This window comes from Mesorhizobium qingshengii, from assembly GCF_900103325.1.
In the GTDB taxonomy this organism is placed as follows: domain Bacteria; phylum Pseudomonadota; class Alphaproteobacteria; order Rhizobiales; family Rhizobiaceae; genus Mesorhizobium; species Mesorhizobium qingshengii.
Window position 1 is genome coordinate 519,132 of record NZ_FMXM01000002.1, and the last position, 14,421, is coordinate 533,552.

At 62.8% G+C, this 14,421-nt stretch carries 14 protein-coding genes; 5 read left to right on the forward strand and 9 right to left on the reverse strand.

Annotated features, from left to right (window positions below; all coding sequences use genetic code 11):
- Positions 1-65 precede the first annotated feature (65 nt).
- A complete protein-coding gene (locus BLS48_RS02625; protein ID WP_091575364.1) occupies positions 66-1,469 on the forward strand; it encodes an aminotransferase-like domain-containing protein in 1,404 nt (467 codons plus the stop codon).
- Positions 1,470-1,486: 17 nt separating this feature from the next.
- Here the strand turns inward: BLS48_RS02625 and BLS48_RS02630 are convergent, their stop codons facing one another.
- On the reverse strand, positions 1,487-2,380 hold the full coding sequence (locus tag BLS48_RS02630; protein WP_091575643.1) for a LysR family transcriptional regulator: 894 nt from the start codon (positions 2,378-2,380) through the stop codon (positions 1,487-1,489).
- 140 nt (positions 2,381-2,520) lie between these two features.
- On the opposite strand from BLS48_RS02630, the gene BLS48_RS02635 reads away from it, so the two are divergent.
- Entirely contained in the window at positions 2,521-3,981 is a 1,461-nt protein-coding gene (locus BLS48_RS02635; protein ID WP_091575366.1) for an MFS transporter, read from the forward strand.
- Positions 3,982-4,030: 49 nt separating this feature from the next.
- Here the strand turns inward: BLS48_RS02635 and BLS48_RS02640 are convergent, their stop codons facing one another.
- Positions 4,031-4,528 (reverse strand): MaoC family dehydratase, encoded by a 498-nt coding sequence (locus tag BLS48_RS02640; protein WP_091575367.1) that lies wholly within the window; start codon positions 4,526-4,528, stop codon positions 4,031-4,033.
- A gap of 192 nt (positions 4,529-4,720) precedes the next feature.
- Complete coding sequence (locus BLS48_RS02645) at positions 4,721-5,149, reverse strand: phasin family protein (RefSeq protein ID WP_091575369.1); 429 nt, start codon at positions 5,147-5,149, stop codon at positions 4,721-4,723.
- 168 nt (positions 5,150-5,317) lie between these two features.
- Between BLS48_RS02645 and BLS48_RS02650 the strand changes: the two genes are divergently transcribed.
- Entirely contained in the window at positions 5,318-5,758 is a 441-nt protein-coding gene (locus BLS48_RS02650; protein ID WP_091575371.1) for a DUF4826 family protein, read from the forward strand.
- 59 nt (positions 5,759-5,817) lie between these two features.
- On the opposite strand, the gene BLS48_RS02655 is transcribed toward BLS48_RS02650, so the two are convergent.
- On the reverse strand, positions 5,818-7,113 hold the full coding sequence (locus tag BLS48_RS02655; RefSeq protein ID WP_091575372.1) for a DUF445 domain-containing protein: 1,296 nt from the start codon (positions 7,111-7,113) through the stop codon (positions 5,818-5,820).
- A 277-nt stretch (positions 7,114-7,390) separates the two neighbouring features.
- On the opposite strand from BLS48_RS02655, the gene rirA reads away from it, so the two are divergent.
- Complete coding sequence (gene rirA, locus BLS48_RS02660; protein ID WP_091575374.1) at positions 7,391-7,855, forward strand: iron-responsive transcriptional regulator RirA; 465 nt, start codon at positions 7,391-7,393, stop codon at positions 7,853-7,855.
- Positions 7,856-7,888: 33 nt separating this feature from the next.
- On the opposite strand, the gene BLS48_RS02665 is transcribed toward rirA, so the two are convergent.
- The 5 genes from BLS48_RS02665 to hemP are packed head-to-tail and all read right to left on the reverse strand — an operon-like array spanning position 7,889 to position 12,001.
- Entirely contained in the window at positions 7,889-8,677 is a 789-nt protein-coding gene (locus BLS48_RS02665) for a heme ABC transporter ATP-binding protein (protein ID WP_091575376.1), read from the reverse strand.
- Between the two features lie 16 nt (positions 8,678-8,693).
- Positions 8,694-9,797 (reverse strand): FecCD family ABC transporter permease, encoded by a 1,104-nt coding sequence (locus BLS48_RS02670; RefSeq protein WP_091575377.1) that lies wholly within the window; start codon positions 9,795-9,797, stop codon positions 8,694-8,696.
- An 11-nt stretch (positions 9,798-9,808) separates the two neighbouring features.
- Positions 9,809-10,699 (reverse strand): heme/hemin ABC transporter substrate-binding protein, encoded by an 891-nt coding sequence (locus BLS48_RS02675; protein WP_167364914.1) that lies wholly within the window; start codon positions 10,697-10,699, stop codon positions 9,809-9,811.
- Positions 10,700-10,710: 11 nt separating this feature from the next.
- Complete coding sequence (locus tag BLS48_RS02680; RefSeq protein WP_091575381.1) at positions 10,711-11,772, reverse strand: hemin-degrading factor; 1,062 nt, start codon at positions 11,770-11,772, stop codon at positions 10,711-10,713.
- Between the two features lie 22 nt (positions 11,773-11,794).
- Positions 11,795-12,001 (reverse strand): hemin uptake protein HemP, encoded by a 207-nt coding sequence (hemP, locus tag BLS48_RS02685; protein WP_091575644.1) that lies wholly within the window; start codon positions 11,999-12,001, stop codon positions 11,795-11,797.
- A gap of 199 nt (positions 12,002-12,200) precedes the next feature.
- Here hemP and BLS48_RS02690 point away from each other — a divergent pair, with 199 nt between their 5' ends.
- The gene (locus BLS48_RS02690; RefSeq protein WP_091575382.1) at positions 12,201-14,420 is read left to right on the forward strand and encodes a TonB-dependent hemoglobin/transferrin/lactoferrin family receptor; all 2,220 of its coding nucleotides are present in this window, start codon (positions 12,201-12,203) and stop codon (positions 14,418-14,420) included.
- The last annotated feature ends 1 nt before the right edge of the window (position 14,421 follow it).

Consider the following 14,421-nt stretch of genomic DNA (forward strand, 5'->3'; position numbering starts at 1 on the left):
ATGGTGTAGCCAGAGACAATGGGGTACAATTTCGCAAAACTGTGATGGCATATCGAGCAGTACGGATGACGGACTTCGCTTTGGAAACCGACGGCGTGCGAACCCTTGTCGAGGGTGTGATGGCGACTATCCGTCAGCGGATCGCCGCGCGCAGCCTGACGCCCGGAGCCCGATTGCCCTCGATCCGTGCCTTCGCCAAATCCATGCAGGTGTCCAAGTCCACCGTGGTCGAAGCCTACGAGCGGCTCGCCGCTGAGGGCGCGATCCGCTCCCGGCCGGGCTCGGGTTTTTATGCCGCCGGATCGCTGGCGCCGCTATCGCTGGCCGAGATCGGCCCCCGGCTCGACCGCGCCGTCGATCCGCTCTGGATCTCGCGACAGTCACTGGACGCCGGCGACGATATGTTGAAGCCCGGCTGCGGCTGGCTGCCGGGTTCCTGGATGCCGCAGACAGGACTCCGCCGGGCGCTGCGCACTGTGGCGCGTGCCAACGACGTCGCGCTTGCCGATTACGGTACGCCGCTCGGGCTGCCGCCGCTGCGCCAACTTCTGGCACGGCGCATGGCGCAGCATGGCATCGAAGCCTCGCCTGAACAGATCATGCTGACGGAATCGGGCACGCAGGCCATCGACCTCCTGTGCCGGTTCCTGATCGAACCCGGCGATACGGTGCTGGTCGACGACCCCTGCTATTTCAATTTCCACGCCCTCTTGCGCGCGCACCGGGCCAACGTCGTCAGCGTTCCCTATACGCCGTCGGGGCCGGATATCGAGCTGTTCGCGCAGGCGCTAGCCGAGCACCGGCCGCGCCTCTACATCACCAACTCGGCCATCCACAATCCGACCGGCGCGATCCTGTCACCGGTCACCGCGCATCGGCTGCTGAAACTCGCCGACCAATCGGACCTGACCATCATCGAGGACGACATCTTCGCCGACTTCGAACATGCGCCCGCCCCCAGGCTGGCGGCGTTCGATGGCCTGAGCCGCGTTGTTCACATCGGCAGCTTCTCCAAGACGTTGTCGGCTTCGGTTCGCTGCGGCTTCATCGCAGCACCGCGCGATTGGATCGAGCCCCTGACCGATCTCAAGATCGCCACGACCTTCGGCGGCGGTCGGCTTGCCGCCGAACTTGTACTGACTCTCTTGAAGGACGGCAGCTATCGCAAGCATATGGATTTGCTGCGCGCGAAGCTCTCACGCGCCATGGGCGAGACCAGCACGCGCCTGAAGGCGATCGGCATCACGCCCTGGATCGACCAGCCGGCCGGCCTGTTCCTGTGGTGCAGCCTGCCGGATGGCGTGGATGCGGCCGAAGTGGCCCGCCGCGCTCTCGCCGACAACATCGTGCTGGCGCCCGGCAACGCGTTCAGCCTGTCGCGGACGGCCAGCCGCTTCCTGCGCTTCAATGTTGCCCAATGCGGAGACGAGCGGATTTTCAAGGTGCTCGATACGGCAATGGCGCGTTGATTTCGCAAGGTCGTCAGTCAGCGAGACGCCGCACAGACCTCCCGCACGCAGTCGCGCAGCCAGCGTTGCGCCGGATCGGCATCGAGGCGTGGATGCCAGAGCATGGAGATGGTGACCTCGACCGTGGCGACCGGCAGCGGAAAGCTGTGCATGCCGGCGCGAGCGCCTTCGGTGTGCCGCTCGGGCACGCTGGCGATCAGGTCGGATGCGCGCGCCATGGCAAGCGTGGCAGAAAAGCCGGAAACCATGCACACGATTGTCCGCTGGAGCCCAAGCCGCTCCAAGGCTTCATCGATCGGCCCTTTCTCGCGGCCACGCCGCGAAACACTGATGTGGCGGCCGGCCGCGTAGCGCTCCGGCGTCACGACGCCCTCGCTCAGGGGATGGCCAGTTCGAACGGCGCCGATGAAGCGGTCGCGAAACAGCGCCTGAATGCGCATCTCGGGTCCGGTTTCACCGGCGACGCCGATTTCCAGGTCGATCGCCGCCTCGCGCAGCGACGTGACGTCCTTGTCGAACTTCGGCGCGAAACGCAGCCGCACGAGAGGCGCCTCGGTTTCGATGCGGGCGACAAGACGCGGCGCGAACTCCTCGACAAAGCTCTCATTGGTGCGCAGCGTGAAAGTCCTGTCGAGGCTTGCGAGATTGAGAAGCTTGGCAGGACGCAGGAGTGCTTCCGCATCCTGAACGACACGACCGGCCTGCTGCCGCAATTCCTGTGCGCGCGGTGTCGGAACAAGGCCGCGACCGGCGCGAACCAGCAGCGGATCGCCAGTCGTTTCACGCAGCCGTGCAAGCGTCCGGCTCATCGCCGAAGGGCTGAGGCGAAGGCGATTGGCGGCGCGCGCCACGCTGCCTTCCGTCAGCAGGACATCCAGGGCGACAAGCAGATTGAGATCAGGTGAAGACATGGCGGAATCATAGCATGGATCCCTCATAATGTGGCGTCTCATGCATGAATAAGATGCAAAGGCTGCGCCTTCCGCCATATCCGCCAAGGAACTAGATCTCCGACAGCTCCAGTTCCGGGGCCGATGGAAAGGAGATCGCCGTGGCAATCGCTGAGCAAAATCTGGACGGGCGCGTATCGGCGCCGCAGCAGACCCAATCCACCGTCTGGGCGCTGGCAAGCCTGTCGCTCGCCACGCTGCTGTCGTCGCTGGGAACCAGCATCGCCAGTGTCGGCCTTCCCTCGCTGATGCAGACGTTCGGGGCCTCGTTCCAGTCCGTGCAATGGGTTGTTCTCGCCTACCTGCTCGCCATCACCACGTTGATCGTCAGCGCCGGGCGGTTGGCCGATATGTTCGGGCGCCGGCCTTTGCTGCTTGGCGGCATCGCGCTGTTCACATCGGCATCGGTGCTCTGCGGCCTGGCGCCGACGCTGTGGTTGCTGATCGCCGCGCGCGCCGTGCAAGGGCTTGGCGCGGCGCTGATGATGGCGCTGACGCTGGCCTTTGTCGCCGAAACCGTGACCAAGGCCAAGACCGGCAGCGCCATGGGCCTGCTCGGCGCCATGTCGGCGATCGGCACGACGCTTGGCCCGTCGCTCGGCGGTCTTTTGATCGCCGGTCTCGGCTGGCGTGCGATTTTCCTCGTCAATGTCCCTTTGGGCGCGCTGACCTTCGCTCTCGCCTATCGCGCCTTGCCGGCCCGCGGCAAGACGGCACAGGCCGGCCGGGGCAAGTTCGATGCGACAGGCACCGCCCTGCTGGCCCTGACGCTGGCCGCCTATGCGCTGGCCATGACGCTTGGCAGAGGCAATTTCGGCCCCCTCAACATCGGCCTGCTGGTCGCGGCCGGCATCGGCGCCATTCTGTTCGCCAAGGTGCAGACGAAAGTGAAAACTCCGTTGATCCAGCTCGCCAGCTTCCGTGACCTCCAGCTGAGTGCCAGCCTGGCCATGAGCCTCATCGTCGCCACCGTGATGATGGCGACCCTGGTGGTTGCCCCGTTCTACCTGTCCCGCGGCCTCGGCCTGGATGCCGCGATGGTCGGACTCGTGCTTTCGACCGGCCCTCTGGTTTCGACCCTCTCGGCGCTGGCGGCCGGTCGCCTTGCCGATCGCTTCGGAGCCCACAGGATGATGGTCATCGGCCTGCTCGGCCTCGCCATTGGCACGCTCCTGCTGTCGCTCGCCATGACCAGACTCGGCATTGCCAGCTATGTCGTTCCGATCACCGTCACCTGCTTCGGCTACGCTCTGTTCCAGACGTCCAACAACGCGGCCGTCATGAGCGGTGTCGGCGCCGGCGAGCGTGGCGTCGTCTCCGGCCTGCTCAATCTTTCGCGCAATCTCGGCCTCATCACCGGCGCGTCATTGATGGGCGCCATATTCGCCATCGCATCGGCCGGCGGGCAGCCAGGCATTGGGCAGGATATCCTGAGTTCAGCGGCAGCCGCCCATGGGATGCAGGTCACCTTCCAGACGGCAACGGCCCTGGCGCTGGTCGCGCTGTTCCTCGCGCTGCTCTCGGCTCGCGCCGCGAGCATCTTGGAACCCGGAGTTTCGTGACGTGCGACCTGTCTGGCGGCAGGCCATCGAAGCGAATATTGTCGAACGCTCAGGCCCCTGCCCGCTTGCGGCGCTCATAGAGCATGACCAGCGTTTCAGCCATCAGTGCAGGCTTTTCCTCGCCTTCGATCTCGACCGTGTTGGCCGCCTTCATCAGATATTGGCCAGGGCCCCTGTCTTCCATGGAAAGCAGAGTGATGCGCAGCCTGATGCGCGCGCCGACCTTGACCGGAGCCAGGAACCGCACCTTGTCGAAGCCATAGTTGAAAGCGGCCTGGGTGTTCTCCGGCACGATCCCCATGCCGAGCGCCAGCGCGCCGATGATCGACAGAGTCAGGTAGCCATGCGCGATCGTCGTGCGGAATGGGCTTTGCCGCCGCGCCCTTTCAGGATCGACATGGATCCATTGATGGTCGCCGGTGCATTCGGCGAACTGGTCGATACGGTTCTGATCGACCGTCGTCCATTCCGATACGCCGAGCTCCTGCCCGGCCATCGTCCTCAACTGTTCGTAGGTCGGCGGCGTTTTAGGCCGTACTTCGGTCATTCCTGCTTTCCCGATCGCTTCCAACGCCTCCGGACCACGAACTGGCGGCCTCTGTCAATTCGTCCTGCATGAATCCGTTCCGCCGAATCCGGCCGCAACCGTCCCATGCCTCCCGGTGAAACGGCAGGTCAAATCGGGAATTCCTGGTTTTCAACACTGTCGCCGGCAACAACCAGTCTTGGCCAGAGAACGCTACTTCTTCTCGTAGCCGGCGCGGATTTCCTCCATCGCCTCCTTGATGCGCGTGCGCAGGATGTCGACCGATTCGGTGCCGGATTTCTTGACCAGTTCAGCCGCTTCGCCGGCGTTCTTCAACGCAGCCTCGAAGGATTTGCGGGCGAATTCCGTCTGTTTGGCCATCAGTTCCTGCGGATTGCCCGGCACTCTGTAGTCCTGCGCCATGTCGACGATCTCACGCAGCGTGTCCTGCAGCATTTCGCGTTGCCTGGAAAACAGCGAGGATGCGCCCGCGGCACTGGCTCGCGCGGATTTCTCCAGCGCTTCGAGGTTCCTGCGGTGATGGGCAAGAATCGCCTCGATATCGACATTGGGCACCTTCAGGTCGCGGCCGAACCTGCCGAACATGTCCATGAAGGAATCGGATTCCGGTTGTTTTGCCATGATGTCTTCTCCCCTGTCACCGCGGATGCGGGTACCCTCATTGGGAGAATAGCACTCGGGTGCCATGAGTCCATTCGGTCGGGACACGGGCGATTACTACAACGCTGGATACTACCAAGAACCCTCTCGAACATTGCTGTCCGACTTTTCCCATGAGACATTGGTGATATGGAAAAGCCAGATGAAGAAGCTGAAGAAGACCAGTGGTGCTTGAGTGAGCGCCATCGAGTAATCGACTATTTGCGGAATGAAGGTCTAGTGCATGGCCGTGTTGGAGAATGGCCCGCTTGGCACGTTCATCCGCATGTCGCCGTTTGGGCAATTGAGAGCGTTGCGCGCCCGAATTGGGTGGGATGGTGGGTAATTTCCGGCGACCTTCCCACCGACTATGTCCCTTGCGGAACCGATCGCACACCGCGTGGAGCCTTGAAAGACATAGGAACCCGCTGGCAAACGGTTGCAGCGGAATGGTCTCATGGCAGGGAGGTTGAAGGCTTGACTATTGGTACCGATCTTCGGCATCGACCCGCGTTAATTCCTCTCCTCGCTTCAAGGGCAGAAATACTCCTGGGTTGGGCCGACGATCCAAGCATCTGGGCTGATTTATGACTGCTTCCACCTGCTAGCGAATACCGCGACGGAACGGCGGGGCTATCATATACTGCTCGTCAGCCGGCGAGGAACAGCCGCTCGGCCACGTACAGCACGACGCCTGCAAGCCCGCCAATGATCATGCCGTTGAAGCGGATGTATTGCAGGTCCCTGCCGATGTTCATCTCGATCAGCCGCGTCAGTTGGGCAAGGTCCCAGCGCTTGACCTGGTCGGCGATGAACTTCGACACGCTGCTCTTCTGGCTCTCCACGAACGACGAGAGAGCCACCACGAACCCCTGGTTCATGTCGGCCCTGATCTGCGCATCGCCTGCGAGATGCCGCCCCACCTCGACGAACATGTTGGCAAGGTGCGCGCGGATCACCGAATTCGGCGCCTTGGCGTCCTGCTCGATGAACTGGTTGAGGCTTGCCCACATGTCATTGGCCAGCGCCCTGACTTCGGGTCTGGCGAGAAAATCGCGCTTCATATTCTCGGCACGCTTGGCGTATTGCTTGGACGTGCGCAGCCGCTCGACGAAGCTTTGCGCGAAGCGATCGAATTCGGCGCGCATCGGGTGGTCGGGATCGGCCCGCACCTCGTCGAGCAGCGAGCCGGCCGAGGCGACGATCTTCTTCAACAGATAGGCGTCGGCGCGAAACAGGTTGAACAGCGACGGCAGCTCCTCGCGGATCTTCTCGCGCATCGTCGCCAGGGCCTGTTCGTCGTTCAGGAACCGGCCGATCACCTTGATGAACTCATCGAAGAGTTTCTGGTGGCGGCGGTCATCGGTGAGTGCCGACAAGAGTTCAGCCGCCAACGGCGCCAAGGGCACCTTTTCGATCTGCTCGAGCATGCGGGTGGTGACGAAGCCACGCAGGCCGGATTGCTCGACGGCGGCAAGTGTCTGCGGCACCAGCCGCACGACGAAGCGCGACAGGCCGGCGGCGCGTTCGGCATCGGCCAGCCAGTCGGCGACGAGTGCTGCAAAATCGACCTCGGCAAGCTTCTCGCGCACCGGTTCCGGCGCCAGGAAATTGACCTCGATGAAGCGACCGAGATTGTCAGCGATGCGGTTCTGGTTCTCGGGGATGATTGCCGTGTGCGGGATCGGCAGTCCGAGCGGCCGCCTGAACAATGCCACCACCGCGTACCAGTCGGCGAGGCCACCGATGGTCGCCGCCTCGGCAAAGGCAGCGACGAACCCCAGCCACGGATAGGTGCTCTCGAACGACTTGGCGAGCGCAAACACCGCCACGCAAAGCGCCAGTGCGGCGGTGGCGGTGAATTTTGTCCACCGCAGCGCGGAAAGCTTGGCATCCGCGTCGGCATCGAAACGCGCGGGCGCCAGGGAAGAGGCCGATTGAGACATGGATGAGCCGCTCCTCGTCGATCTCAGGCCTATTTAGTGTTCCGCCTGACGAAATGCGCGTAACAGTGGACTTCGCCCGTATCTTGTCCGGCCGCGCACACAAAGTTGACGAGAATATTCATCTATTATGCCCTGCTAGTCTGGAATTGTTCCAAGGTATAGGCCATATTCCGCCCAGGCCAGCGTGGCGACTCCGAAAAATTTCGGATCAAAGCCGCGTCGGCAGGGTTTCGAAATCTGGCGTTGTTGCATCGCACCAGCGCCTTGTGAGGACAAGATGCGGCTTACCCGCCAGACCAACTATGCCATGCGCATCCTGATGTATTGTGCCGCCAACAATGACCGGTTGAGCCGCATTCCGGAGATCGCAGCCGCCTATTCGGTTTCGGAGCTTTTCCTGTTCAAGATCCTGCAGCCGCTGGTCGAGCACGGCTTGGTCGAGACTGTACGGGGCAGGAATGGCGGCGTCAGGCTGGGCCGCGCCGCCGAAGCGATCAGCCTGTTCGACGTCGTGCGCGTGACCGAGGAAAGCTTCGCCATGGCCGAGTGCTTCGAAAACGATGCCGCCGAATGCCCGCTGGTCGACAGTTGCGCGCTGAATTCGGCGCTGCGCGAGGCGCTGAACGCATTCTTCGCTGTGCTGTCGCGCCATACGATCGCCGACCTCGTTGCGGCACGGCCAAATGTGCGCAACCTGCTCGGCATCGACATGCTGGTGGAGCGCCGCGCCCCGGCCGCCTAACCCAGCCACATCATGGGTGGGCTGGGTCGAGACCTAAGCGGCGGATTGCGGCAATACGAACGGCACATTTCCGGCCGGCAGCACACCGACCTTGAGCCGGCAGTCGAACACTTTCTCGATCAGATCATCGCTCAGCACCTCTTGCGGCGACCCGGTGGCGGCCAGCCTGCCGCGATGCATGACGAAGATCCGGTCGGCAAACATGGCCGTCAGGTTGAGGTCGTGCAGGATGGCGACCACGCCGCCGCCCCTTCTGGCGAAGTCACGGGCGATGTTCATGATGATCAGCTGGTGCTTGATGTCGAGGCTGGAAACCGGCTCGTCGAGGAACAGATAGCGCGGCTGGCCGTCGAGCAGCGGCGCCCAGACCTGGCACAGCACGCGCGCAAGCTGGACGCGCTGTTGCTCGCCACCCGAAAGCTCCTGGTAGAAACGCCCGGCAAAACCGTCGAGATCGACACGAGCCAGCGCACGCTCCGGCAACCGTGCATCCTCGCCGGGCAAGACACCCGAGCGGCCGCCGACAAGGCCGAGCTTGACAACCTCGCGCACCGTGAACGGGAACGACAGCGTCGTCGCCTGTGGCAGCACTGCCCGCTGGACGGCGATCTCGACCGGCTTCATCGCCGAGAGATCGCGGCCGTTGAGGGCGACGCGCCCGGTATAGGCGAGTTCGCCGGACAACGCCTTGAGAAAGGTCGTCTTGCCAGAACCGTTGGGGCCGACGATTGCCGCCACTTCGCCTGGCCGCGCATCGAAATCGACACCGCTAACGATACGCTTGCCGGCGATATCAACCGAAACATCCCTTGCCTCGATCATCCAGGCCTCCCAAGTCTCACAAATCAACCACGCCACGCTTGCGCAGCAGGATCCACAGGAAGAACGGCGCGCCTGATATCGCGGTGACGATGCCGATCGGCAGTTCGGCCGGCGCCACGATGGTGCGGGCGACGGCATCGGCCAAGAGCAGCAGCGAGGCGCCGAGCAGCGCCGACGCCGGCAGCAAATAGCGATTGTCCGGACCGATCAGCAGGCGCAGCAGATGCGGCACCACGATGCCGACGAAGCCGATGCCGCCGCTGACGGCGACCGAGGCACCGACCGCCGCCGAAACGCCAATGATCGCGGTGTATTTCAGCCGCTGCACCGGAATGCCGAGATGGCCGGCGGTCGCCTCGCCCAGCGCCAGCGCGTTGAGCCCGCGCGCCAGGAATGGCATCGCCGCCAGCGCCAGCACGATGACCGGTCCGACCGAAGCGATCTTCGCCCAAGTCGCGCCACTGAGCGATCCGAGTTGCCAGAAGGTCAGGTCGCGCAACTGGCGGTCGTCCGCCAGGAAGATCAGGATGCCGGTCAGCGCCATGGCGAGCGCCGCCAGCGCAATGCCGGCAAGCAGCATGGTGGCAACCGAGGTGCGGCCGTGCCGCGTGGCAACCTGATAGAGCACCAATGTCGTGGCAAGGCCGCCGCAAAAAGCCGCCAGCGGCAGCGCAAGTGTTCCGAGCAAGGCCGTCAGCGGTGCCAGCATTGTCCCACCAAGCACGATTACGGCAACGGCGCCAAGGCTCGAGCCCGCTGACACGCCGACCAGGCCAGGGTCGGCGAGCGGATTGCGGAAAAGCCCCTGCATGACGGCGCCGGAAACCGCAAGCGCTGCCCCGACCAGCATACCGAGAATGACGCGCGGCAGGCGGATGTCGTAAACGATCAGGCTGTCGCGGGCACTCAACGCGGCATCACCCGGCATCGCGCCGAACAGCCCGTCCCTGATAACGTCGACGGCCGAAGCGTCCGACGCTCCAGACGTCAGCGACAGCAATACGGCAATGACGAGCCCCAGACACAAAAGCAGGATGACGATGCGGGCGCGCGCCGAGCGGTCGCCTTCGGATGGACTCGTCATCGCCTTCACCGGGCCGGCGATCGATTGATCGACCATGATCTGTCCGCTCAGTCCGTGACCTGCCCGCCATACAGCGAGACGGCCAGGTCGTGGATGGCATCCGCCGTGCGCGGCCCGAAGCCGAGCAGATAGCCGCCGTCCATGCGGATCAGCTTGCGTGCGGCACCCGCCGGCGTCGAGGCTATCGACGGATTGGCGAACAGTTCGTCGTCCGATACCGCGGGCCCGGCATTGTTCATCATCAGGATTACGTCCGGACCGGCGGTGATGATCGCCTCGTCGGAGATCTGCTTGTAGCCGGAAAAACCCTCGACGGCATTGACGCCACCCGCCAGCTTGATGATGCCATCGGCGGCGGTCTCCCTGCCGGCGGCCAGGATCTTGCCGCCCTGCATCGACAGCACGAACAGGATGCGTTTGCGCTCCTTGATCGAGGCCGTCTGCTGTTCGGCAGCGCTGAGCTTGGCATCAAGCGCCTTGGCCAGGACTTCTGCCTTGGCATCGACGCCGAGCGCCTTGCCGACGATGCGGACCTTCTCGAGGATGCCTTCGTGGCTATAGTGCTCGGGCACTTCGATGAACGGGATGCTCGTCTTATTCAGCACATCGACGGCTTCCCTGGGACCGCTTCCGTGCAGCGCCAGAATGCCGGTCGGGTTGACTGACAGGACACCCTCCGGCGACAGCTGGCGCATGTAGCCGACGTCCGGCAGGTCGAGCGCCGCTTTCGGATAATTGCTGGTGGAATCGCGAGCCACCAGATGTTTCTCCTCGCCGAGCGCATAGACGATCTCGGTGATCGAGCCGCCAATGGCCGCGATCCTCGACGGGTCCGCAAACACGGCCGTGCCTTCGCTGGCATTGGACGGCAGAAGCGCGGCAAAAGCCAGGGAAAGGCCGATCGCCGGCCCAACGATGATCCTGGAAAAGCAACGCATTATCATTCTCCTCAGGCCGCGGTCGGACTTGGGATGCGCGGCAGGTTCTCCGCCAGGAACCGCCAGTCGTCGCGCTCGCTTTCGCCTTCGTGACGCTTGCCGAAGAACTGGATGATCATCTTGCCGTCGGCGGCATAGGCTTCGAGCGAAGTGACATGACCGTCCTTGGTCGGCTTGCGCACCGCCCACACCTCGTGGATGTGGTCGGTTCGCAGATGCAGGTGGAAGGTCTCGTCCAGCACGTTGATCCAGGGCCCCATCGGCTTGATGGATTTGACCGGGCCGGAATGGATCTGGATGCAGCCGCGATTGCCGACAAAGCACATGATCGGCATTTCGCCCCCGGCGGCATGATGGAACATGGCCCTGATGGCGTCATTGTCGAGCAGCCAGGCATAGTCTTGGCCGACCATGCGCACTGCCTGGCGGCGACTGAGCTTCAGCGTCTTCAGCATGCCGAAGAACTGGTGCACGTCGGTCAACCGGCTCCAGCGGTCGCGCAGATCATTGAGACTGGCGGTCGTTTCGCCACCATGGATCTCGTCGTCGGAGGTTGGCCCTGAAATGTCGACCGTCGGCTCCTGGTTCGACGATTCAAGCGCCGCCACCAGTTTCTGATAGGCATAGAGGCTGGAAGCTGGCCGCAGATGCACCTTGTGCACGGCCTCGCCGGTCGCGTCAAAGAACTGCAGGCTGCGGCGGATCTCGTTGCCATCGCGCTTTTCCACGGCAAAACCGTGCGCCCAGACTTTCGGGAAGATGCGCAGGTCGATGTTCTCGCCAAGCACCATTGCATTGTGATTACCGGTGATGACCTTGTCATAGACGCCGATCTTCTCGTGCACCGCGCTTTCGTTGCGGGTCAGTGCCATGACCTCGCCGACGGCCTCGAGGCCGGTCAGCAGATCGTTGACACGCGGCTCGACACCGACGACGCGGTCGCCGCAATGCGCGGCGACCAGTTCGGCTTCCGAAATACAGAGTTGGGCGGCCAGCTCACGCTCGCGCGCCTTCGGATTCTCTGTCCGTGCCCGCCGGATTTCATGCGGGGCGGGTTTTACGCGCTGGTCCATGTCTCGTCCCTACTGCCTTGCCTTACTTGTTGAGAATGAGCTTGCCCTGGCGGGTGATCTTCAGCCGGTAGAGCGCGCCGTGATGTTCGATGCCGATCTCGTGCTCGCCCTGGAACAGGGTGTTGCTGGAGAGCGTTCGCACCGCCAGCGGAACCCGATCAAAGCGGGCGGAGGCATCGTCGGAACGGCGGACGCGATAGCGAAAGTCATTGGAATTGTGCGTGTTCATCTGGGTCGATCCCTTTCCTGTGCCGGGCATCTGGCTAGGCGCTGCATAAATTCCGATTCAATTCTTGACTCGAATAATCATGTTTACTAGTCAGTGCAATACCGGAGCAAACGAGTCAACATTTAAGACACCGGACACGATGAAAAATGCCAGCCAGCCCCGGGCCAGCCAGCATCGAACCTGGATTTTGGAGTTGGGCATGGGGTTGGTGAATTGGGAATGGCGCGGCCGGTCGGCGGCGAACGGTATAGTGGCTTTGTTGGCAAGCGTGGCGGCGATCGCCTTGTCGGCGCCATCAGCCCACGCCCAACAGGCGACGCAGCCGGCGGGCGAGCAGGCGGATCAATCGAAGAAGGCTGACCAGGAAAAAGCAGCGCCCGTGGGCGCCACCTTGCTCGACAAGATCCTGGTACTCAGCCGCACCGGCGAAACGGCGATCGAATCGCTGGCCTCGGCTAGCCATGTCGGCCAGGAACAACTCGACCGCCGCATGGCGACGACGCCCAATGAGATGCTGCTGGGCGTGCCCGGTGTCGCCGCGCAGGCCGACGCCAGGCGCGTCAGCACCAGCATCAACATCCGCGGCCTGCAGGATTTCGGTCGCGTCGCGGTCATCGTCGACGGCGCGCGCCAGGACTTCCAGCGCTCCGACCACGGCACGCAGTCGACCTTCTATATCGATCCCGAGCTCGTCAAATCGGTGGACGTGATCCGGGGTCCCGTCGCCAACACCTATGGTTCGGGCGCCATCGGCGGCGTCGTCTTCTTCGATACAAAGGACGCCGAGGACTTCCTCAAGCCGGAAGAAACATGGGGCGCTTCGGTAACGGGACGCTACGAAAGCAACGGCAAGGGCTGGACCACCAGCGCATCCGGCGCCTACCGCTTCAATGAGAACTGGGATGTCTTGGGCAACATCGTCTATCGCGACTATGACGACTACAAGGATGGCGGTGGCGACACCGTCAAGGGCACCGGCTTCGACGTGCTGAGCGGCCTGCTCAAGACCACCATCCGTCCGACCGACAACAGCGAGTTGAAGCTCGGCTGGGTTGGCTCAAGCGATGGCTGGAGCGAGATCAGCGGTGGTGTTCCGATCAATGATGCAGACCTGAAGTCGAACACCTTCACCGCCCGCTACAACATCACTGACGAAGACAAGAGCTGGCTCGATCTCCACATCAACACCTCCTACAACAAGACCAATCTGGGCCTGACCAGCCTCGTCCCGCTCAACCGGTTCGATCCGACCACCGGTGATTCCATAATCGTCCCGGCGGGTTCAACATCGACCTTCGACGTCGGTACGGCAGCGATCGATATCTGGAACACGTCGAGATTCGAAACTGGCGGCGTCGCACACGAACTGACCTATGGCGGCGACTGGGTGAATGATGACGTCAAGACTGGCGGCACCGCGGGCGGCGACAGTTTCTACACCCCTTCGGGCAAGCGCAACGTGTCCGGCGCCTATGTCCAGGACAAGCTCACCTGGGACTGGCTCGAAATCATCGCCGGGCTGCGTTATGACAGCTATAGCCTCAAGGACAGCACCCACGAGACATCAGGTGACCGGGTTTCGCCACGGATCACCGTCGGGGTCACACCTTTCGACACCCCAAGCCTGTCGGGACTGCAATTCTATGGCACCTATGCGGAAGGCTATCGCTCGCCTTCGCTGACGGAAACCCTGATCAGCGGCAACCATCCGGCCGGTGTCACTTTCCCGTTCTTGCCCAATCCCAACCTGAAGCCCGAGACCGGCAAGACAGTCGAATTCGGCGTCAACTACAAGCAGAACGACATCCTCGAAGCCGGCGACGCGCTCCGCATCAAGGCGGCGTATTTCAACAACGATGTGGACGACTACATCGAGGGTACATCCTTCGGAGCTTCGTTCAGCTATCCGACAAGCGCCTGCCCTGTCGATTGGGATCAACTGATGAACAACCCTGGATACATCCCGATCTGCTACCAATACCAGAACTTCGCCAAGGCCAAGATCAACGGCTTTGAACTGGAAGGGGTTTATGACGCCGGATGGGGCTATGCCGGCCTCTCGGCCTCGATCACCAATGGCCACACCATTTCCTACGAGGGCATTCGAGCAGACCTCGCCACCATCCCATCCTCGCAGGTTACCGCGCAGCTCGGACTGCGCTTCCTCGAAGACAAGCTGACCGTCGGCGGCGAGGTGCAGTACAATGGCAAGCCGAAGGGCAATGCGGTGGCCAGGGACTACACGCTGGTCAATGCCTTCGCCAGCTATCAGGCGACCGAAAATCTGAAGGTCGATTTCCGCGCCGACAATCTGTTCGATGTCAAATACGCCAACCCCTTGAACGGCAGCACGACAGTCGCGGTCTATGAACCGGGCATAACGTTGAAGCTGGCGGCGACCATGCGTTTTGGAGGCTGAC

What these genes read in the sequence shown, in the direction of transcription:
- BLS48_RS02680 (WP_091575381.1), bottom strand. Translation starts at nt 11,772, where the DNA reads ATGGACCAGCGCGTAAAACCCGCCCCGCATGAAATCCGGCGGGCACGG.
- BLS48_RS02625 (WP_091575364.1), top strand. Translation starts at nt 66, where the DNA reads ATGACGGACTTCGCTTTGGAAACCGACGGCGTGCGAACCCTTGTCGAG.
- BLS48_RS02675 (WP_167364914.1), bottom strand. Translation starts at nt 10,699, where the DNA reads ATGCGTTGCTTTTCCAGGATCATCGTTGGGCCGGCGATCGGCCTTTCC.
- BLS48_RS02650 (WP_091575371.1), top strand. Translation starts at nt 5,318, where the DNA reads ATGGAAAAGCCAGATGAAGAAGCTGAAGAAGACCAGTGGTGCTTGAGT.
- BLS48_RS02665 (WP_091575376.1), bottom strand. Translation starts at nt 8,677, where the DNA reads ATGATCGAGGCAAGGGATGTTTCGGTTGATATCGCCGGCAAGCGTATC.
- BLS48_RS02670 (WP_091575377.1), bottom strand. Translation starts at nt 9,797, where the DNA reads ATGGTCGATCAATCGATCGCCGGCCCGGTGAAGGCGATGACGAGTCCA.
- rirA (WP_091575374.1), top strand. Translation starts at nt 7,391, where the DNA reads ATGCGGCTTACCCGCCAGACCAACTATGCCATGCGCATCCTGATGTAT.
- BLS48_RS02645 (WP_091575369.1), bottom strand. Translation starts at nt 5,149, where the DNA reads ATGGCAAAACAACCGGAATCCGATTCCTTCATGGACATGTTCGGCAGG.
- hemP (WP_091575644.1), bottom strand. Translation starts at nt 12,001, where the DNA reads ATGAACACGCACAATTCCAATGACTTTCGCTATCGCGTCCGCCGTTCC.
- BLS48_RS02630 (WP_091575643.1), bottom strand. Translation starts at nt 2,380, where the DNA reads ATGTCTTCACCTGATCTCAATCTGCTTGTCGCCCTGGATGTCCTGCTG.
- BLS48_RS02690 (WP_091575382.1), top strand. Translation starts at nt 12,201, where the DNA reads ATGGGGTTGGTGAATTGGGAATGGCGCGGCCGGTCGGCGGCGAACGGT.
- BLS48_RS02640 (WP_091575367.1), bottom strand. Translation starts at nt 4,528, where the DNA reads ATGACCGAAGTACGGCCTAAAACGCCGCCGACCTACGAACAGTTGAGG.
- BLS48_RS02655 (WP_091575372.1), bottom strand. Translation starts at nt 7,113, where the DNA reads ATGTCTCAATCGGCCTCTTCCCTGGCGCCCGCGCGTTTCGATGCCGAC.